Annotated in this window: 21 protein-coding genes and 1 tRNA gene; 5 read left to right on the forward strand and 17 right to left on the reverse strand. The window is 64.9% G+C overall.

Annotation, left to right across the window (positions count from 1 at the left end):
• Positions 1 to 19 precede the first annotated feature (19 nt).
• The 10 genes from fabD to F8197_RS13175 form a co-directional block, all read right to left on the reverse strand.
• Complete coding sequence (gene fabD / locus F8197_RS13130; RefSeq protein WP_152882231.1) at positions 20 to 1,081, reverse strand: ACP S-malonyltransferase; 1,062 nt, start codon at positions 1,079 to 1,081, stop codon at positions 20 to 22.
• Entirely contained in the window at positions 1,078 to 1,860 is a 783-nt protein-coding gene (locus F8197_RS13135) for an enoyl-CoA hydratase/isomerase (RefSeq protein WP_152882232.1), read from the reverse strand. Before F8197_RS13135 ends, fabD begins: the two co-directional genes overlap by 4 nt.
• The gene (locus tag F8197_RS13140; protein ID WP_152882233.1) at positions 1,848 to 3,098 is read right to left on the reverse strand and encodes a hydroxymethylglutaryl-CoA synthase family protein; all 1,251 of its coding nucleotides are present in this window, start codon (positions 3,096 to 3,098) and stop codon (positions 1,848 to 1,850) included. The genes F8197_RS13135 and F8197_RS13140 overlap by 13 nt, the downstream gene beginning before the upstream one ends.
• Positions 3,099 to 3,110: 12 nt before the next feature.
• Complete coding sequence (locus F8197_RS13145; RefSeq protein ID WP_152882234.1) at positions 3,111 to 4,571, reverse strand: PfaD family polyunsaturated fatty acid/polyketide biosynthesis protein; 1,461 nt, start codon at positions 4,569 to 4,571, stop codon at positions 3,111 to 3,113.
• Positions 4,572 to 4,844: 273 nt separating this feature from the next.
• A complete protein-coding gene (locus tag F8197_RS13150) occupies positions 4,845 to 5,066 on the reverse strand; it encodes a hypothetical protein (RefSeq protein WP_152882235.1) in 222 nt (73 codons plus the stop codon).
• Positions 5,067 to 5,109: 43 nt separating this feature from the next.
• Positions 5,110 to 6,000 (reverse strand): STM4011 family radical SAM protein, encoded by an 891-nt coding sequence (locus tag F8197_RS13155; protein WP_373996866.1) that lies wholly within the window; start codon positions 5,998 to 6,000, stop codon positions 5,110 to 5,112.
• Positions 5,994 to 7,373 (reverse strand): STM4012 family radical SAM protein, encoded by a 1,380-nt coding sequence (locus F8197_RS13160; protein WP_152882236.1) that lies wholly within the window; start codon positions 7,371 to 7,373, stop codon positions 5,994 to 5,996. The genes F8197_RS13155 and F8197_RS13160 overlap by 7 nt, the downstream gene beginning before the upstream one ends.
• A complete protein-coding gene (locus F8197_RS13165; protein WP_152882237.1) occupies positions 7,370 to 8,197 on the reverse strand; it encodes an STM4013/SEN3800 family hydrolase in 828 nt (275 codons plus the stop codon). The genes F8197_RS13160 and F8197_RS13165 overlap by 4 nt, the downstream gene beginning before the upstream one ends.
• The gene (locus tag F8197_RS13170; protein ID WP_152882238.1) at positions 8,185 to 9,285 is read right to left on the reverse strand and encodes an STM4014 family protein; all 1,101 of its coding nucleotides are present in this window, start codon (positions 9,283 to 9,285) and stop codon (positions 8,185 to 8,187) included. The genes F8197_RS13165 and F8197_RS13170 overlap by 13 nt, the downstream gene beginning before the upstream one ends.
• A 15-nt stretch (positions 9,286 to 9,300) precedes the next feature.
• Positions 9,301 to 10,227 (reverse strand): STM4015 family protein, encoded by a 927-nt coding sequence (locus tag F8197_RS13175; RefSeq protein WP_152882239.1) that lies wholly within the window; start codon positions 10,225 to 10,227, stop codon positions 9,301 to 9,303.
• Between the two features lie 276 nt (positions 10,228 to 10,503).
• Between F8197_RS13175 and F8197_RS13180 the strand changes: the two genes are divergently transcribed.
• Positions 10,504 to 10,956, forward strand: a complete 453-nt coding sequence (locus tag F8197_RS13180; protein ID WP_193333427.1) for a TadE/TadG family type IV pilus assembly protein — start codon at positions 10,504 to 10,506, stop codon at positions 10,954 to 10,956.
• Positions 10,957 to 11,140: 184 nt separating this feature from the next.
• On the opposite strand, the gene F8197_RS13185 is transcribed toward F8197_RS13180, so the two are convergent.
• A tRNA-Leu gene (locus F8197_RS13185) sits at positions 11,141 to 11,225 on the reverse strand.
• Between the two features lie 66 nt (positions 11,226 to 11,291).
• Positions 11,292 to 11,723, reverse strand: coding sequence for a hypothetical protein (locus F8197_RS13190; protein WP_152882241.1), 432 nt, complete (start codon positions 11,721 to 11,723; stop codon positions 11,292 to 11,294).
• Positions 11,724 to 11,844: 121 nt separating this feature from the next.
• Here F8197_RS13190 and F8197_RS13195 point away from each other — a divergent pair, with 121 nt between their 5' ends.
• Positions 11,845 to 12,597, forward strand: coding sequence for a S24 family peptidase (locus F8197_RS13195; protein ID WP_152882242.1), 753 nt, complete (start codon positions 11,845 to 11,847; stop codon positions 12,595 to 12,597).
• Positions 12,598 to 12,600: 3 nt separating this feature from the next.
• Positions 12,601 to 12,882, forward strand: coding sequence for a hypothetical protein (locus F8197_RS13200; protein ID WP_152882243.1), 282 nt, complete (start codon positions 12,601 to 12,603; stop codon positions 12,880 to 12,882).
• Between the two features lie 22 nt (positions 12,883 to 12,904).
• Here F8197_RS13200 and F8197_RS13205 read toward each other — a convergent pair whose 3' ends face one another.
• The 4 genes from F8197_RS13205 to F8197_RS13220 all read right to left on the reverse strand — a co-directional run bounded on the left by F8197_RS13205 (position 12,905) and on the right by F8197_RS13220 (position 16,533).
• Positions 12,905 to 14,290 carry a multicopper oxidase family protein gene (locus F8197_RS13205; RefSeq protein WP_152882244.1) on the reverse strand — a complete coding sequence of 462 codons (1,386 nt, stop codon included), beginning with the start codon at positions 14,288 to 14,290 and terminating at the stop codon, positions 12,905 to 12,907.
• The gene (locus F8197_RS13210; RefSeq protein WP_227012231.1) at positions 14,287 to 15,693 is read right to left on the reverse strand and encodes a TolC family protein; all 1,407 of its coding nucleotides are present in this window, start codon (positions 15,691 to 15,693) and stop codon (positions 14,287 to 14,289) included. Before F8197_RS13210 ends, F8197_RS13205 begins: the two co-directional genes overlap by 4 nt.
• Positions 15,694 to 15,815: 122 nt before the next feature.
• Positions 15,816 to 16,241, reverse strand: coding sequence for a hypothetical protein (locus F8197_RS13215; RefSeq protein WP_152882245.1), 426 nt, complete (start codon positions 16,239 to 16,241; stop codon positions 15,816 to 15,818).
• A 52-nt stretch (positions 16,242 to 16,293) separates the two neighbouring features.
• On the reverse strand, positions 16,294 to 16,533 hold the full coding sequence (locus F8197_RS13220) for a hypothetical protein (protein WP_152882246.1): 240 nt from the start codon (positions 16,531 to 16,533) through the stop codon (positions 16,294 to 16,296).
• A 129-nt stretch (positions 16,534 to 16,662) separates the two neighbouring features.
• Between F8197_RS13220 and F8197_RS13225 the strand changes: the two genes are divergently transcribed.
• Positions 16,663 to 17,514 (forward strand): MBL fold metallo-hydrolase, encoded by an 852-nt coding sequence (locus F8197_RS13225; protein WP_152882247.1) that lies wholly within the window; start codon positions 16,663 to 16,665, stop codon positions 17,512 to 17,514.
• On the opposite strand, the gene F8197_RS13230 is transcribed toward F8197_RS13225, so the two are convergent.
• Entirely contained in the window at positions 17,515 to 18,957 is a 1,443-nt protein-coding gene (locus F8197_RS13230; protein WP_152882248.1) for a M20/M25/M40 family metallo-hydrolase, read from the reverse strand.
• Positions 18,958 to 19,091: 134 nt separating this feature from the next.
• Here F8197_RS13230 and F8197_RS13235 point away from each other — a divergent pair, with 134 nt between their 5' ends.
• Entirely contained in the window at positions 19,092 to 19,622 is a 531-nt protein-coding gene (locus F8197_RS13235; protein ID WP_056139610.1) for a GNAT family N-acetyltransferase, read from the forward strand.
• The last annotated feature ends 79 nt before the right edge of the window (positions 19,623 to 19,701 follow it).

Genomic DNA, 19,701 nt, shown 5'->3' on the forward strand with positions numbered 1-19,701 from the left:
TCCTTGGGCAACCTGCATATCAGGCCGGCTGCAGTTCGTCGAGGTCGAAGTAGCCCTGGTAGCCGTCGAGGTACACGGCGGGGCGGTGCTGGAACAGCACCACGGCTTCGGTGCGGGTGGCCAGTACGGCGCCGGCGACGATGGCCGAACGCACGCGCGTGCCCACCGGGTGGCGCAAATTCCAGTCGCGCACGCGTTCGTGGACGGTGGCGGCTGGCGCGGACACCGGCGCCACCTGCCGCTCGCTGCGGATTTTCTTGAGCAGGTTGGTCAGCACTTCGCCGTGGCCAAGTTCCACCATCTGCTGGCCGGGGTCCAGCGCCAGCAGGTAGGCGATGGATTCGTGCCAGCGCACGGTGCCCGTGATCTGGCGCGCGAGGTTGGCTGCCACCGCACCGGGCTGGTACGGCTGCGCGGTGACGTTGGCGATCACGGGAATGGCCGGCGCGCGAAAGTCGAAGCTGGCGAGGAAAGCCTCGAACTGCTGGCGCGCCGGTTCCATGAAACGCGAGTGGAACGCGCCGCTGGTATTGAGCGGGATGCAGTGTCCGTTCGCTGTTTCGAACAATGGCGCGGCACGGGCAATCTGCTCGCGCGCGCCCGAGATCACCGTTTGTGACGGCGCATTGAGGTTGGCGATATCGATCTGGTCTAGACCATGGTCGCGCAGAATGGCTTCGATGTCGGCTGCGCCCAGGTTCAGCACGGCCGCCATGGCGCCGTCGGCTGCCTCACTCATGAGCTCCGCGCGCTTGCGCACCAGGCGCAGACCGGTCTCGAAACCGAACGATTCGGCGGCCAGCAAGGCGTTGAATTCGCCGAGGCTGTGGCCGGCCACGAAATCGGGCTTGCCGTGGCTGGCCAAGTGCTCGTACCACGCCAGCGCGCTCACCACGAAGATGGCCGGCTGGGTGTAGAGCGTTTGATTGAGCTGCTGGCGCGGATCATCGACGCACAGTTCACGGATCGAGTAACCCAGCACCTGGTCCGCCTGCGCGGTCAGATCGGGAAACCGGTCGAACAGGTGGCGGCCCATGCCTTTCGCTTGCGAGCCCTGGCCGGGGAACAGACAGGTTTTCATACAACCTCCCATGGAAATTGGCCGGTGGCGGCGTAGCGCGCCAGCTTGTCGTGCGTGGCCGGATCGGAAAACAGTTCGGCGTTGGCAGCCACCGCCTTGCCGCGCCCAGCTTCGACTCCACCATCGAGGCTGGCGGCGTAGCGCTTGTAACGCGCGATGGCGTCGCGCGGCAGCAGCCGCAGACGCAGCAGGTGCATGCGCAGCAGGTTGGCGCTGTCGGCGGCGCTGGCATCGGCCAGCCCCCACGCCACCGCCTGTGGTGCGGCCACCGCTTGCGTCAGCAGGGTCATGGCATGGGCGCGGGCGCTGCCCACGCGGTCGATCAGAAATGGCAGCACGCAGGCGGGCATCAGCCCGAACAGCAGTTCTGGCAGGGAGAACGTGGCGTCGTCCGCGCACAGCACCAGGTCGCAGGCAGCGACAAACCCCACGCCGCCTGCACTGACCTTGCCGCGCACATGCGCGATGCTGATGAACGGTCCACGCTTGAGCAAGAGCCACAAGCCATACAGCGCCTCGGCGTTGCGCGTCGCAGACTGGCGATCGGGCCGGGACCGCCCTGCTTCATGCAGGTCGGCGCCCGGGCAGAACACGTGTGGCAGGCCCTCGACTACGACCACCCGCGCCCATGCCGTGCAGTCGTGCAGCACCGCGCCGCAGTCGGCCAGCATGGCGTCGTTGATGGCGTTGTCGGCATCGGGGCGGTGCAGCTGCAAGTAGCACAGGTCACCCTCGCGCCGGGTGATCACGGTGGCGCCCGCCGGCGTCAGGCCATCCATGCATATTCCCGGTGATAGTTCTCGATGCGGCGCAGGAACAGCGTGGCGCCCTGTCCGTCCGTTATCGCCGGCGTATAACGTTCGGCCAGAGTGGCGTTGCGGGTGCCGAAGCGCACCACGCCGCCGCCAGAGAGGATCTCGTCGTATTCGGCCATCGACAGGCGGTAGCGCTGGTCGAGCCGCCGACCGATGTCCATGGTGCGCAGGCGCGCCTGGCCCGCGCTGGTGGCCACGCCACTGAAGAACTCCGAGCAGCAGCCGGACCCGTAAGAGAAGCAGCCCACCCGCTGCGGCGTGTCGAAGCGGCCGTTGGCGATGGTGCTGGCCAGCGACACCATCGCCGCCGCACCCATGGTATTTCCAACGCGCTGACAGTAATCGAGACCCGGCGCCACCCGGCGATTGAAGTCCAGCTCTATCTCGGCCGATGCAGCCGGCGCCAGCTTGCGCATCAGGCTGCGATGGGCGCCCTTGATCATGCCACCGAACGGCGTGTGGAACGCCAGGTACTGGAACGAACTGGCGTAGTCCGCCTGCGGCACGCGCTTGCGGTATTCGAGGTACGCGTTCTCGCAGCAGTCGAGGTAAGACAGCAGGGACAGATCGGCGTCCCCGGCCTCGCTGTCGGCCGACGGGCGGCAGGTATCCATCACCTCGTAGCCGTAGTAGCCGTTGGCGCCCACGTCGATCCGGAATACCTGCGGGTCTTCGCCCACCAGCATCGCCACCGCGCCGGCGCCGCCACTGGGTTCGGCAAACGACCAGTCCTGGTCGTGCGTGTCCTCGTCCATCAGGAAGCGGCTGATATCGGTGGCCACCACCAGCACCCGGGCGCCGGGCGAGGTTTGGGCGAGGATGAAATTGACCGCCATCTGCAGGCCGGCCACGCCCGAGTAGCAGGCGTTCTTCAATTCGAACAGCCGGCAATTGCGGTTCAGTCCCAGCAACTGGTGCACATAGGTGCTGAGCGACTTGCCGAAATCGAACGACGATTCGGTGCAGGTGATGACCATCTCGATGCGGTCCTTTTCTTGCGGCGACAGCGCATCGACCAGCGGCCGCGCGGCGTTGACAGCGAAGGTGACCGGGTCCTCGTTGGGCAGCGCCACGGTCTTCTCCAGCATCAGCAGGTTGTCGAAGCGGGCCAGGTCCAGCTGGCGGTGCCGCGCCAGCGCGCGCACATCGATACAGGCCGTGCCGGCATAAACGTTCATCGCTTCTATTCCGACGTGTGGCATGTTCGCTTTCCTCTAGTTGGCGGTGAGCGCGGCCACGCGCTCGAGCATCAGGGCGCCCGCATCGCGCATCAGCTGGCGGCCGATGCGATCGACATGGCGTGCGCGCCAGTTCTCCAGCGGCGTGCCTTTCACGTAGCGGTTGAACGCACCGAGCGCGGGGCCCGTGTGGATCTGGTAGTCGACGCGGTTGGCGGTGTCGCCATTGATGGCAGCGCGCATCGAGTGGCCGAAGTACCAGCGGAATACCAGCGCCATTTTGTGCTTTGGGTTGGCCTCGGCCTTGTCCACGTCGTCCTGGCGACCGCGTGTAGCGAGAAAGGCCCGGGTTTCGCGCCATACGTCATCAAGCGACTTGCGGAAGTATTTTTCTTCGAGCTGCGTGCGCACGGCGGCCGGGATCTCGGCGAGCGATTCGTACTGGCTGTAGAGCAGGTACAGGCGGTTGGCGCGCGCGGGGAAGAACACGCCCTTGCGCAGCACCTGCACCTTGGCCCCCATCTCGAACATGTCGCCGGCCGGAGCGTATGCCGTATCCTGGATGTCGATCTCCTGCAGCAGGTCCTTGACGGCGTCATTGGTGCCCGCCTCCACGGTGCACTGGTTGATGGAACCGGTCAGCACGAAATCGGCGCCCAGGATGAAGGCTGCGGCCACCGCCTCCGGCGTACCGATGCCGCCGGCCAGGCCCACCCGCAGCGACCGGGGATCGCACCCCAGTTCGCGGCGCAGCCGCTGGATGGCCGACAGCAGTACCAGTGCCACGCCCTGGTCGGTATGGCCGCCCGAATCGGCTTCCACGCAGATGTCGCTGGCCATGCTGACGTGGCGTGCCAGGCGTGCCTGCTGCTCGGTCACCAACCCTTCGGCCAGCAGCCGCGCGACGATGCGTTCGGGCGCCGGCTGCATGAACTCGCGCGCCACCTCGGGGCGCGACAGCTTGGCCAGTATCTTGTTGTGGCATACGACCGTACCATCTGGCCCTGCCTCCAGTCCCTGCAACCGGTAGTGCACCAGCGCGGGCGTGATCTGCATGAAGGCCGACGCCTCGATGGCGTGCACGCCCAGCTCCAGGTACAACGCCACGGTGGCGCGCTCCATGGCGTCGTCGGCCACTTGCGCGATCAGGTTCATGCCCCATGCCTGGTGCGGTTCGAGCTGTTCGCGGATGGCGATAATATCGGTGCGAATCTGCTCCAGGCTCATGCCGCCCGTGCCCAGAAAGCCGAGCAGGCCGGCGCGCCCCATCGCCACTACCATCTGGCGCGAGGCGATGCCGCGATACATGGCGCCGGACAGGTAGGCGTACCTCAGGCCGTAGTCGCGGCGGAACTGCGCGCTGCCGAGGCGCATGGCGATGGTATCGGCTTCGTCGGCGCGATTGGCAGGGTCGATGCAATGCAACTGCGCGACTGCCGACGGTTCGGCGAAGTCGGCGGGGTTGGCGCGCGGCTGGTCGAGCGTAAGGTCTTCCATGGACATGCTCCTGCACACGCGCGGATGTCGGCGTGGAGATGGTGAGGGTCGGGTGGGAACGGCATGGCTGCGCCGGGACAGGCGCGAAATTTACAAGGGGAGTGATGCAGTGCGGCGGGAAATAACGCCGTGATTGCCACGGCTCCGCCCTTTCGCAACGATGCGATAAGGACAATCGTATGCGAACGACATCAAGGCGTCAAGAACTGACTGGGGCTGTGTCGAAAAAACAAAAGACCGCCGGTGGGCGGCGGTCGTTGGCATAAAGGCGGCTCACAGCAGCGTGTAAGGCTTGCCCTCGTCTTCCGTGTAGCGCACTGGTGCGAGCTGGTGGCTGGCGGCCAGTTCGGCCAGCGACGGCCCGGCTTCGGCTGGCAGCGCGATGTTTTCGTGCTCGAACACGCGCTCGAAAATCTGCGCTTCGGGCAGACGCGCAGCGCTGGAAAACTCCAGTGGCTCGGACTTGTTTTGGTACCACACTCGATAAAATGGCATGCCAGTCTCCTCGGGGATTGATGCCCCATTATGGCGCGTATTTCTATCGTGCGGACCTGGCCATTGGAAGTATGCGCGCCAACACTCCCGCGCCAAATACCTGCTGAAACGGCAAGTCCTTGCGCTGCGCATAGCCGATATAGCAATCGCACTTGAAGCGCGGGCAGCTGCGTTCCTGCAGCAGTTCCGCCAGCTCATCCTGGTACAAATTTCCCAGCACCTCGGGCACGAAATGGCAGCGCGTCAGCGTGCCGTCGCCGTCCACCGACAGTGCAGCCTCGCCCGCCAGGCAGCCCTTGCCGCGTGATGGCGCCGGGCGGCGGCTTTGTACGAACCACGGGTCGATGGCGTCGAGCCAGGCCAGGTCGTCGGCCGCGTAGTAGCCGGGCCCGCGCCGGTCGTACGCATTGAGCCAGAGGTAGACGCGCGACGGCAGCGCCGCGCGCAGGGCGCGGATGGCGTCGTAGTGTTCACGCAGCGCCACCATGCCGACCGAGTAGCGCACACCGATGGCGTCGAGCCGCGCGCACCGCTCGACAAAGCGCGCCAGCGTGGTCTGGTCCGGGTGGTAGGTGCACCACAGGCCGATCTTGACGCGCGAGGCTTCGTCCATGTCGGCCAGCCAGCCCATTGGACCGGACAGATTGGTTTGCAGCGCCACCTGGCGCACATTGGGCAGCGTGGCCAGGGTATGCATGGCGGTGCGGTAATGGCGGCGCACCAGCGCTTCGCCCCACGGTGTAAACAGCACGCTGATGGCGCGGTCCTGGGCGGCCACCCATTCGGTGAAGCGCCCTACCTCGCGCGCATCGCGCGCCAGCACGGCGCGGCTGTCCTGCTTTTTGGCGAACGGACAGTAGTCGCAGGCGTAGTTGCAGCTCGAGAGCGTGCCCCGGTACAGCAGCGCCAGTGCCCCGTCGGCCGCTGTCAGCACGCCTGTCCGCTTTCTGCCATCAATGCACGCACGGTGCTCGACGCCAGCCACGGACCGATGGTATCGGCGTAGGCGTAGCCCTGGTCGTTCAAGCGCAGCAGCGGTCCGTCACGCTCCACCAGTTCCAATGCGAACAGCTCGGCCAGTTGCGGCAGGTCGGCTTCGCAGACGGTGCCGAAGCGCGCGGTGTAGGCGTCGCCATCGAGCCCCGGTTCGGTCAGCAGCGACTGGATCACGTAGCGCCGCTGCTGGTCCTCCACCCCGAGCAGGTAACCATGTTCGGCCTGGGCGAAGCGCGCCTGGTCCAATGCCAGGTAGTTGTCGATAATGCCGATGGTCTCGGTGCGGGCCACCGCGTATTCGCTCGAATAGTGCAGCTGCGACGTGTACGAACGCGCACCCGCGCCCAAGCCCACCATGCCGTCGTTCTGGCAGCAGTAGGACGGGCCGGCATCGCCAGGTGCATGCGGCGCGCGGAACATGCGCATCGACACCTGCACATAGCCGCGCGCGCGCAGGTGGTCGCGTGCTGCTGCGTACAGCGCCAGCCGGCTGTCGCCGTCGCGCGCCAGCATGATGGGGTTGAGGGTTTGTGCGCCCTGCCGGCGTGCCACCTTGCCCAGGCCCGTCTGCTCGCGCACGTACAGCGGATACAGGTAAATCTCTTCCGGCGCGAACGCCAATGCGCTGTCGATCGACGCCAGTAGGCTGGCCACCGTCTGCCCCGCGATGCCGTAGATCAGGTCAAGATTCAAAGTCGGAAAGCCCGCCGCGCGGATCAAGCCGATGGCGTGATGCACGGTGGCGTTCTGCTGCGGACGCGCCAGTGCGCGCATCTCGCCGGCGGCAAAGCTCTGGATGCCCAGGCTTACGCGGTCGATGCCATGCGCGCGACAGACAGCCAACCGTTCGGCGGTGATAGTTTCGGGCGATGCTTCGATGCCGGCCGGCGTGGCGTGCAGGTTGATGCCGAGGATATCGCGCGCGCCGCACAGCAAGGTGTCGAGCTGCGCTGGCGATAAATACGTCGGCGTGCCGCCACCGAGCGCGAAGCGGGCGAAGCCTCGCGCACCCAGCACGCCGTCCATCGCGCGCATTTGCACCAGCACCTGCTGCACGTAGCGTTCGACCATGTCGGCATCGGGCCGCGCCATGGCGAACAGGTTGCAAAAGCCGCAGCGCATTTCGCAGAACGGAATGTGGATGTAGGCGAACAGCGCCGAGCGGTCCTGCTGCGCCCACAGCGGCGCGAGCGGCGTCGCCTGCGGCAGCGCGCGATATGCAGCCTTGTGCGGATAAGAATACGAATATGCCTGGTACGGCGTGTGGCGCATGCGCTGCGCCAGGGTTCCCGGCTGTTCGGAGGTGTTCATGATGCGGCTCCTGTTGCTTGTGCGTCGATAAGTGCGGGGATAAAGAAGTGCGCATACGGCACGTTCCAGACGCTGTCGTGCGCCACGCGGTGGCCGCGATAGCCGTCTTCGCCGTAGGCGCTGCCATGGTCGGAGCAGACCATGGCAAAGGTGGGCGCGCGCGCGGCGCAGGCGTCGAACAACGGCGCCAGCGCCTGGTCGACGTAACGCAAGGCGGCCGCGTGGCTTTCCAGGTTGTCGGCGCGGCAGCCCGGCAGATACGCGCGGTTGGGCGTGTGCAGTGCGGCCACGTTGATGAACAAAAAGGTGCGGCAGCTGTTCTGCGCCAGCAGTTCGCGCGCCAGCGCCACCTGCTTTTCGGTGGAGTGGCGGCTGGCCACGCCCATGCCGGCGCTCCAGTGGCTTTCGTGGAACAGCGCCGGCAGCACGCAACCCAGCGCCGTCTGCTTGTTGAAAAAGCCGACGCCGCCGATGCAAATGGTGCGGTAGCCGCGCGCCGCCAGCGCCTCGGGTATGCTCGCCTGCTCGAACGCGAAAGTGCGCGGCGACGTGGTCTCGCTGCCGGCAAAAGCGCTGGCGAACAGGCGCGGGTGGCGGCCCGGCGCCGCCGGCGTCGGCAGGAAACCGGCAAAAAATGCCTGGTGCGCGGCATAGGTAAACGTGGCGGGCGAGTGGCGCCGCTCCCAGCCGGTGGCTGGCAAAAAACGGCCCAGCACCGGCAGCTCGCCGGCCTCGAACAGCGCTTGCGCCACGTCGTAGCGCAAGGTGTCGAGCGTGATGAAGACGATGTCGTGGCTGCCCACGACCAGGTTCATGTCCGGCATGAGGACAGCTCCTGCAGTTGCGCCGCATAGGTATCGCGCTCTTGCCACAACAGGCCGGGCAGCAGGTCGCCGAAGGCGTTCGCCTCCAGCACGTGAGCCTGGCCCCGGCGCACCACCAGGTCGTAGCCGGCCACGCCGCTGCCAGAAAACGCCCGCGCTGCCTGCTGCACGGTGGCTTCCAGCGCCGCCATATCTGCTGCGTGGAGCAGCGTGGCGGCGTCGCCGCGCCGGTTGTCGAGGTGCAGATTGGTCATCATCTGCGTGCCCAGGCGCGCCACCCGGTGCGCGGGCCGGCCGCCGATGGCGACCACGCGCAGGTCGTAATGGCTGTCGCCGCAGCGCGGCTTGTCGAGCCACGCTTCCGCGTACAGTTCCTGCGCGGCCAGGGCATCGACCAGCGCGGCGATATCGGCGGCGTGCTCGATGCGCGCGATGCGCTTGTCGTTGAACAGCCGGATGCCGCCGTTCGCATGCACGATGCGGGCCGACGTGGTGGCCTGCTGTCGCCCTGCCCGGTTGCGCCGGTACGCCACCACGCCGGAAGCGGAGGAGCCGTAGCGCGGTTTGAGGTACAGGCGATCGAGGTCGTGTTCAGCGAGCAGCGCTTGCAGGTGGTCGTAACCGGTCACGCGCCCCAGCAAAGCCGGCGTGGGCACGCCGTGTTCATGCAAGTGGTGCTGGCACACCAGCTTGTCGGTCATCAGCGAGATCTCGTCGGGGGCGTTGACCACGCTGGCGCCAGGCAGGTCTGCCAACTGCTTCAACAACCGCGCCATGGCGTTGGCAAAACCGGCAAACCAGGCGTCCATCGCCAGCAGTTCGCCGTGCTCGGGCGCGCACGGCGCCGGCCGGTCGAGCAGGCGGCAGCCGTCACGCAGCAGGTGCAGGTGCGCGGCGGGATCGTCGCCGGGCGGTTCGATCTTGAACAGGCAGCGCTGATCGAGCGCCTGTTCCAGCAACGACGGCAAGTTCAGCCAGTCGCGCCATTCCAGCACGCGCGCTGGAGATATACCCAGCTGCGCGCGCGCGGCCTGCAACAGCCGCACACGCTTGCTGCCGGCTGTTGCCAGCACGACCATCGCGGTCATGGAACGTCGCAACGATTATTCGCCGACGGCCACGTAGCGATGGCCCTCGCCGTCATACTGGTCCTCTTCCTGGGGATCGGCCAGCACGACATCGAACGGCAAGGCCCGGAGCTTGTCTTGGTTCGCTGGCGAGATATAGTGGTGGGACAGGTCCAGGCGTTTGAGGTTGCCGAGTTGCGTACCATTGAGCAGCGCCTCGGCGCCCGCGTCGCCGATGGTACCCAGCGACAGGTCCAGCGTGGTGACGGTGGCAAACAAAGGCTCGTTGGCCAGCCACGCAGCCAGGTCGTCGGCGATCTCCGAATCGCGCAGGCCCAGGTAGCGCAAGGTTGGCGTGGCCAATTGCGCCAGCACTTGCTGGTACAGCGGCACATCGCCGGAGAAGCCGTAATCGTCGGCGCCCAGCCACAGTTCCAGGTGCTCCAGGTTTGGCATGCTGGACGCAGCCAGCGCTTGCGCGATCTTCTGGTCCAGGCCACCGGATTCGATGGTGAACTTGCGCAGGTTTTGGTGGGCGAACGGCTCGATGGTCAGCTCGTTGCCGCCGCGGATACGCAGCTCTTCCAGCTGCGGGAAGGCGTCGAGCAGCGGCTTGTAATTGCCCTGCACGATCCACGAAATTTCGCACTCCTCGTAGGTCATGTCGCCGATGAACAGTGCGCGCAGCGCAGGCAATTGCGGCGCATGGCTGGCCAGCGCAGCGATTACCGCATCGGCGCCCGCTTCGTACGGTTCGCCCCACATGCCGATTACCAGCGCCTCCAGCGTGGCCTTGTCGGCCCGCGCCAGGAAGCTGTCGATCAGCTCCGGCATCTTGCGCGTGTCGTCGTAGTCCAGCGCCAGGCGATAGACCACGTCGGGTGACGGATCGAAAGCGCTGTCGGGATCGTACTGCACGACTGTTTTATTGCGGAAGGTGGTGGTGCTGTCGGAAATCGTCATCGCTTGGGCTCCGTGGCGGACTGTTGGGGCCTGGCGGTGGAGGTGGTATTGCGGCCTGCCAGGATTACCAGGCCTGGAAATCTTGTTTATTCCTAAATCTTAACATGGGTGGCGCGCTCGTCACGACATCAGTACCAACCAAACAGTGGCTTTGGGACGGTCATTAGCTGATCTGGCGCTGAATCGAGGCATAGCGCCCTCAAGATATAGATCAAAGCCTGTCACCGTCGATCTGTCATCTTGGAGCATGGTGCCGAACAATTTCCAGGGGCGAGCGTGGCGAAACATCAACAGTGCAAACGACGTGTGCAGGGACTGGCGGCGGTCGAGTTCTTCCTGGTATTGCCCCTGCTCTTGCTGCTGCTGGCGTTCCCGCTCTACTTCGGTCGATATTGCTACCATTACAGCGTCGCCCATGCCGCAGCGACAAGCGCAGCCAATTACATGTCGAAAGTCCCTCTCGCCGAAGCAACAAATACAGTTAAGGCGCCAGCCGCGTTCGGAGTAGCCAGGGAAATATTTCAGGAAATGACAAGCGACTTGCGCACCGGCGGGGCACCGCCACTGGTGATGATTGACTGTGTTCAGCACCAGTGCGGAGGCAACGCGAAACCTAATTTTGTGCGCGTGTCCGTCGAGATGACTGTTGAAGATATTTTCTTCCGCGATATCACTCAGCTTAGCCTGCCGATATTTGTCACCGTCACTATCCCCTACAGGGGGCGGTGATCCATGGCGCGATAAAATAGCTCAGTGGCAAATTTTCTGCTCTAGATACATCCAATCAGAGCGGCCTGCATAAAACAGCGGTTTTAAAGGGCCTTTGGTTGGCCATGGCGCAAAGAAAAAACGCCATAAAACCTTGATTTCCAAGGGTTTATGGCGTTTTATGCGGTACCGCTGAAATGAGGGCTGGTGCTCCGAGCCGGAATCGAACCGGCACGCCTTACGGCGGGAGATTTTAAGTCTCCAGTGTCTACCAATTTCACCATCGGAGCAGCGCAGCGCAATATTATGACACAAGCGGGGCGCTCCTGCCATACCGACAACACCGTCCCCGGCACTCACCCACGCCGCACCTCCCGCACCACCTCCGCAGCATCATGTACCAGCTCGCCGATGTCCTTGCCGCGCCGCCGCTCCAGCCACAGCACGACGGCGCCCAGCCCCCACCAGGCGGGCAGGCCGGCCAACACCAATACCGGGCATGCCACCGCCACCACGCCCAGCATGGCTGGTGCGCCATACAGCACAGCCAGCACCCTGGCCGAGTCGAACAAGGTGGGCCACCAGCTATGCAGCGCCACCAGCAGCAGTGGTCCGAGCAAGGCGGCGGTACAGATTGAGCACGCAAAGCGCACCAGCGCTTCGCGCCGCGTGCGCGGCCATTTGAAGAGGAAAGTGAGCGCGGTGGCGGCTGCGCCAGCGGCAATGGGCAGGGCCAGGAGTTGAGCCAATGCGCCGGCGCTGAACGGGGTGATGTCGGGAACGGGCATGATGGCTCTTTCTTGAGGTTTGATGAAATGTCGTTGAAGACACGTTGAATAATAGCACCGCTATTACATAAATCAATAGCAAAGCTCGTCAGATGTGCAACAACGTGCTAAACTTCCTTTCATGAAACCTGAATCGACATCCCTCGCCCCCTGGCAACTGGACGACGCTGCGCGGCTCAAGGCGCTGCTGGCTGCGCGTGAGCCGAAGATCTCGCAGGCGGAATTCGGCATGCAGTTCGACATCGGCTCGCAAGGCATGGTGTGGCAATACGTGGCGGGCCGGCGACCGCTCAACATCAAGGCCGCTACCGCCTTTGCGCGCGGCCTGGCCGTGCCGGTCGATGCGTTCAGCCCCACCATTGCGGCGCAGATTGCCGAGGCTTCGCGCTCGGTGGCGGGCATCGACATACCAGAGGCGCAGCCGGTAACCGACGATGATGACCTGGCGCCGCCATCGGTGCCGATCGAGCTGGTGTCGTTGCACCTGCAAGCGGGCATCGACGGCATCGAGACGGTGCCGCTGTACGAAGAAAATGGCCAGCACCATGTGCCGCGCCAGTGGCTCGAAGAAAACGACCTGTCGCCGCGCGCGCTGCTGGCCATCAAGATCAAGGGCGACAGCATGCAGCCGCTGATGTACGAAGGCGATATCGTGGTGATTAACACGGGGGACAAGGCGCGCAAGGCCGGTGGCGTGTTCGCCATGAATTACAACGGTCAGGCCGTGATCAAACGCCTGGTGTACCAGCGTCGCGAGTGGTTCCTGGCGTCGGAAAATCCGGCATTTCGTCCGGAGCCGTGCAAGGGCGCGGACTGCATCGTGATCGGGCGCATTGTGCGTTTCGATGCGCGCAATTTCCGCGACCGGCTGTAACCGTTGGAACTGACCGCCGCCGTCCTCACCATCCGCCAGCTCACACTGGCCGTGATCCTGGTGCCGCCGGACAGCACTTATCCCGCGCCGGGCGCGCGCCTGGTCGCCGAGGCCCAGCGCGTATTCCCAACGCTACCGATCCTGCTGGTTGCCCCGCGCGTGGGGGGCTTTTCGCGCACGTATGCGCATTTCGATGTGACAAACCTGGTCGATCATATCGATACCGACCGTATCGCATGGCGCCGCTACAGCGCCCTGCCCGACAGCAGTCCCCTGCCCTTCTGAGAGGCCGGGGACCGGTCATCTTTTAATGATGATGCTGGTGGCCGCCGCCATCGCGCTTGATATTTAAAGTATCCACCGCCGGCTTGGGCGCAGACCCTTCCGGCACGCCGGGCGCACGCGGCGCCGGCGGAGTTTCGCCGGTCCACTCGTAGGCGACCGTGCCTTTCGGATGCTGGTACCAGCCGGGGTCCTTGTAATCGTTGCGCGCCAGGCCTTCACGCACCTTCAGGGTCGTGAACATGCCGCCCATTTCCAGGCCGCCGAACGGGCCGTCGCCGCTCATCATCGGCAGGGTGTTTTCCGGCAGCGGCATGCGCATGTCGCCCATCGAGCCGCCCTTGTCGCCCATGACCATGTAGCCCGGCACCAGCTTGTTGATCTTCGCAGCCACGCCCTTGTGATCGACGCCGATCATGGTCGGCACGTCGTGGCCCATGGCGTTCATGGTGTGGTGCGACTTGTGGCAGTGGAAGGCCCAGTCGCCGGGCGCGTCGGCCACGAATTCGATGGCGCGCATCTGGCCCACGGCGATGTCGGTCGTCACCTCGGGCCAGCGCGCCGATGGCTTGACCCAGCCGCCGTCGGTGCCGGTCACTTCGAACGTGTGGCCGTGCAGGTGGATCGGATGGTTGGTCATGGTGAGATTACCCACGCGTACCCGCACCCGGTCATCCTTGCGCACGACCATCGGGTCGATGCCGGGGAAGGCGCGGCTGTTGAAGGTCCACAGATTAAAATCGGTCATGGTGTTGATCTTGGGCGTGTAGCTGCCCGGCTCGATGTCGTAGGCGCTGATCAGGAACACGAAGTCGCGGTCCACCGCGTGCTGTTTCGGGTTCTTCGGATGGGTGATCCAGAAGCCCATCATCCCCATTGCCATCTGCGCCATCTCGTCCGCGTGCGGGTGGTACATGAAAGTGCCGGCATTGCGCGCCACGAACTCATAAACAAAGGTTTTACCGGGTTTGATACCCGGCTGCGTGAGGCCGGTCACGCCATCCATCCCGTTCGGCAGCAGCTGGCCGTGCCAGTGCACGCTGGTGTGCTCGGGCAGTTTGTTGGTGACGAAGATCCGCACGCGGTCGCCCTCCACCACTTCGATGGTCGGGCCCGGGCTCTGGCCGTTGTAGCCCCACAGGTTGGCGGTCATGCCGGGGGCGATTTCGCGCACCACCGGCTCGGCCACCAGGTGGAATTCCTTGACGCCGTCCTTCATGCGCCACGGCAGGGTCCAGCCGTTGAGCGTGACCACCGGGTTGTACGGGCGGCCATTGGGGGGCGCCAGCGGCGGCGCGGTGGCCGACGACGATTGCACCGGTGCTTCGGGCAACGAGGCCGCGCCGGCCTTGGTCACCATGCCGGCGCCGATCAGGGCGGCGCCGCTCAGGAACGATCTGCGGGTGGTCATGGTTGGTCTCCTTGCTTCAATTCTTGGTGGATGGTTTGCCCCGGCAGACGGCCGCCGAGTGCGGCCTCCAGGTTGGCCTGGGCGGTCCAGAAGTCCTGCTGGGCGGCGATGTAGCCGCGCACCGCGCTGGCTTGTTCGCGGGCGTCGGCCAGCAGTTCGAACACGCTCATCAGCATGCCGTTGTAGCGCAGCAGGGTTTCGTCGGCCAGCTTTTTGCGGGCCGGCAGCACTTGGTCGCGGTAGTGGCGCGCCAGATCGTACGAGGCGCGGTAATCGGCATAGCTTTCGCGCGCTTCGCTGCGGGCGTTCACTGCGGTCTGCGCCAGCATGTTCGCGGCCTGCATATAGGTCGCTTCGGCCCTGGCCACGCGGGTGGAACCCCAGTCGAACAGCGGAATTTCCAGCGCAATCTCGTAGCCCCGAGTGTTGGTCGCCCCTTCGCTGTTGGCTACCAGGCCCAGGTCCAGCACATTGATGAAGCGCGTGGTTTTGGTCAGACCCAGCGTGCTGGCGGTGTGCGCCACATCGAGCTTGGCGGCCTGAATGTCGAGCCGCTCGTTGACCGCCACCTGTTCGATGTCGGCCAGTTCGGATGGCGCCGCCGGCAGGTCGGGCAAGTGGCCCGGCAGTTTATAGGCCGCTTGCGCGCCGGCGAGGCCCATCAGGCGGGTGAGTTTTTCGCGCGCCATCACTGCGCCCTTGCGGGCCGCGTTGACGTCGGCGCTGGTCTGGGCGTGGTAGGCCTGTTCGCGCGCCACGTCCATCGCGCTCCAGTTGCCGGCGTCGCGCATGCGCTGCGCCAGTTCCGCGCTGGCCTGGGCCGATGCTTCCACCTGCTGCGCATAGTCGGCGCTCTGGCTTGCTGCCACCGCCGCCACCCAGGCGCGGCGCGTCTCAGCGGCCACCCGCACCGCTTCGTTCGCGACCAGCAGCTTGCTTTGCTCGTAGCGGCGCCCTTCGATGCGGCCGGCCATCGGCGCGGTGATGATACCGAGCAGGTTGAAGGTCAGCGTGCGCTCGATGTCCAGCGCGCCGCCACCGTGGCTGCGTTTGAAATCGAGTACCGGGTTTTGCAGGCGTCCCGCCTGCACCAGGTCCGCCTCGGCGATGCCAAGCGACCAGTAGGTCGCTTGCAGGCCCCGGTTGTTGAGCAGCGCGATGTGCACGGCTTCGTTGGCGGTCAGCGGTTGCGCCAGTTTCTGGTCGATCACGGCGGCCAGCGCGCGGCCATCGTCGTCATTCTGCGGCAAGCGGCCGGCCACGCTAGCCGGTGCGCCGGTGCGCTGTTCGCTGACGGCGGCGGCGGCCTTGAAGCCGCCATCGCCGGACAGCGACGCGCAACCGGACAGCAGCAACGCCGCCGCCATGGCAATCGCGCCGCCAGGTTTATGCAGACAAGTCATGTCTTACACCTCGATTTTATGAATAGTATGAATGGTATGCGCGCAGAGGTTCCGGGCAGGATCTGTCGCGGCAATATCAGGGATGGCGCAGGCCGTGGACGGACCTGTCGCGGGAAAGCGGCTTAAGCCTGAGGGGGACGTTCGGGGTGGGCCAGATCGACCGCAGGGAGGTATTCGGCGTAGAACGCAACGGCGTTCGAGACGGCCGGCAGAACCGGCACGGACAGCAGATCGGCCAGCACCGGGGCACCGGCAACGCAGCAGGCGGAGCCGCCGCACTTGGCGCTGCCGTGGGTGTGGCCGGCGTGAGAAGACGCGTTATCGGAAGATTGCGCGGCGTGTTCGGCGTGTGCCTGTTGCAGCGCTGCCATCATGGCCGCGTGATCGTGGGGACCGGCGGGCATGACCATGTGGGCGTCCGCCGCTGCGGTAGCCGTAGCGGTAGCCGGGGAAGACAAGCACGCCATCATCGCGGCCGCAGCGTAGCCCTGGTACGGGAGCGCCAGCAGCATGCAGTACACGATGAGGGAACGGAAGAAAACGGTCATGCGGCCATGTTATCACAGGAGGCGCGCTTCCCGCAGGGCCGCGCCCCTGTCGTCAAGCCAGGCGCACCAGCGGATTGGCGATGATGTTGTCGATCTGGCGGATGGCTTCTTCGCAGGCGGCGGTGATGGCGTCGTCTTCGGTATCGCGCACGAACTGCATGGTGGCGCCCTCGAATACTTCCACGCCGTCGGCGTTGGCGCGCTCGATGTCGCAGCTGGCCGTAAATTTATTGTCGTTCGTCGGCAGGACGGTGGGAACGATTTCCCAGCCCTTGTAGTGAATCTTGTCCATGGGTGGCTCCTATTGATGGCTATGCAGACTATCATGAAGGCCGCGCCGCCTTGCGCACGGATGGCCTGGGAAACATCAAAAAACGTTCCAGACCTTTCCCTGATATGAAATTTTATTATAATGCCCGCCATGAATCCACAGATCAAAGCGTTCTTCGACGCGGCCACCGGCACCGTCACCTATGTCGTCCACGCAGGCGATGGCAGCGACTGCGCCATCATCGATTCGGTGCTCGATTACGATCCCAGGTCGGGCCGCACGTCCACCACCTCGGCCGACGCCGTGATTGCGTTCGTGCGCATGCAGCGCCTCAACCCGGTCTGGCTGCTGGAAACCCATGCCCATGCCGATCACCTGTCCGCGGCGCCCTATCTGAAGCACGAACTGGGCGGCCGCATCGCCATCGGCAGCCATATCGCCGAAGTGCAGCAGGCGTTCGCGCGGGTGTTCCCGCAAGCGCCGGGCGTGCGCCGCGAGTTCGACCACCTGATCGAACCGGACGAGGTATTGACCATCGGCGCGCTGGAATTGCACGCGCTGCACGTGCCCGGCCACACGCCGGCCGACCTGGCGTACCGGCTCGGCGACGCCGTGTTCGTGGGCGACACCATGTTCATGCCGGACGTGGGTTCGGCGCGCTGCGATTTTCCCGGCGGCTGCGCGGCTACGCTGTACCGGTCGGTGCGGCGCCTGCTGGCGCTGCCGCCGGCAACGCGGCTGTTCATGTGCCACGACTACCCGCCTGCCGGGCGCGAGGCGACTTGGGAAACCACGGTGGCCGAACAGCGGGCGCACAATATCCACATCCACGACGGTGTGACAGAAGAGCAGTTTGTGGAAATGCGCACACGGCGCGATGCGACTCTGGACATGCCGGTGCTGATACTGCCGGCGATCCAGGTCAATATCAGCGCCGGGCAGTTGCCCGACGCCGAGGAGAACGGCGTACGGTACCTGAAGATACCGCTCAATTCCTTCTGATTACTGCGGTACCACGGTGCGGCCGATGTTCTCGTCCATGTTGGCGAGGTACCAGGTCAGCGACGTCATCACCGCCACCTGGCGTTTCAGGTCCAGCGGATTGACCTTGTCGAGCGTGTCGGCCGCCGTGTGGTGGTAGTTGAAGTAGTTGGTGAAGTCCACCAGCGGCTGGAACGACGGCACGCCGGCACGCTCGAGCGGCATGATGTCGGCGCCGCCGGCCACGTCGCGGCGGTCGAATACGCCGGCGCCGATCTGGTCCAGCGATTTTTGCAGCGGCGCAAAATACTTCACCATCGACGGCCGCACGCTGCCCATGAAGCCGAACGGACGGCCGGCGCCGTTGTCCGATTCGATGGCGGCGAAGTGCTGCTCCACCTTTTCCTTGTTCACTTCAAAGTAACCCTTGCCGCCACGGGTGCCGTTTTCCTCGTTCATCCAGGCGATCACGCGGATGGTGCGACGTGGTTGCAGCTTGAGTTTTTTCAGCGTGTCGATCACCGCCATGGCCGCTGCCACGCCGGCGCCATCGTCATGCGCGCCGGTGGCCAGGTCCCACGAATCAAGGTGGCCGGAGACAATCACCACTTCTTCCGGTTTTTCGGTGCCGGGGAAATCGGCGATGACGTTGTAGCTGTCGGCGTCGGGCAGGTTTTGCGGCGTGAGCGTCAGGTGCATCTTGACCGCGCCGCGCTTGAGCAGGCGCGAAATCAGCATCGCGTCTTCCGCCGTCACGGCGGCGGCCGGAATGCGCTTGCCGTCCACCAGGCCGGTGTTGCCGGTGTGAGTGAGGCGGAAGTCGGCGCCGCCCACCGAGCGCACCAGCGCACCCACCGCGCCCAGTTCCTGCGCCACGCGCGGGCCGTTGCCACGATAGTTGGAGCCGCGTCCATAGGCCTTGCCGGCCTGGCCGCCCTTGGCCATCTCGTCGTCGAACACCACGTCGAACAGCACGATGCTGCCCTTTACTTCCGCCTTGCGGGCATTGAGTTCGTCGAAATCGCGCACCACGATCACCGGCGCGGTCAGGCCGGCAGCCGGCGTGGCGCCCGAACCGCCCAATGCCGACAGCACGACCTTTTGCGTGATGCCCGACGGCCGGCCGGCGTAATCGACCAGCTGCGCCTTTTCCTCGCCGCGCACCCAGTGCGGCACCTTGACCGGCTGCAGCGTGACCTTGGCGCCGATCTTGCGCATGGCGTCGGCCACCTGCTCCACGGCGGCAGCGGCGCCGGCGGAACCGGACAGGCGCGGGCCGATCAAATCGGTCATGTCGGCCAGGCGCTCGTAGGCCCAGTCCTCTTTCATTGCACTGTCACGGATTTGCGCCAGGGTGGCGGGATCGTTGGCCGGCGCCGCCCATGCGGTGGCGGAAGCGAAGGCCGAGGCAATCAATAGGCTGCTGGCGAGGATGGTCAGTTTCGATGCGGAGACGGATTTCATGCGGGCCCTGTAAAAAGTGAATGGATTGCAAGTTAATATTCAACGATAACCGATCGTGTCGCGCTTGTCATCCACATTGATTTGTCAGGGGTGCTGGAATAAGATGATCGTCCACAGCAAGAAGGAAAACCGTTATGCTCAAGGGTCAGATTTGCATCGTGCGCCACGTGATCGGCACCGACCTCAATACCTTCATCGCCCTGGTCAACGACCTGCCATCGCGCGGCGACCATTTCTCCACCCATTTCAAGTCGCCCGAAACCCTGCGCCGCGAATTCATGCAGCACGGCTTTGTCACCGACGACAGCGAGTTGTTCGTGATCGAGGACAGCCTGCACCACGTGATCGGCGTGATCACCCACTTCAAGAGCCGCACGCCCACCACGCGTGAAATCGGCTACCGCCTGTTCGAGCCGAAGCTGGCCGGGCGCGGCTACATGACGGAAGCGTGCCAGTTGCTGGTCGATTACCTGTTCAATGTCCACCAGTACCAGCGGCTCGAACTGCTGACGGCGCCGGAGAACAAGGCGTCGGTGCGGGTGGCACAAAAATGCGGCTTCACCGCCGAAGGACTGCTGCGCCAGAGTTTTTTCATCAACGGCCGCTTCCAGGACGTGGGCATTTTCAGCCTGCTGCGCCCAGAGTGGGAAGAGCGCCGTTTGTAAGCGCGCTTGTAAGCTAATTGTTACAACCCGTCTTGATTGTAAGCAGGTGTTTAACTGATTGCGTGATTTTCTTGACGCT

The sequence above is a fragment of the Duganella sp. FT27W genome, from assembly GCF_009295655.1.
GTDB lineage: Bacteria > Pseudomonadota > Gammaproteobacteria > Burkholderiales > Burkholderiaceae_D > Rugamonas > Rugamonas zoogloeoides.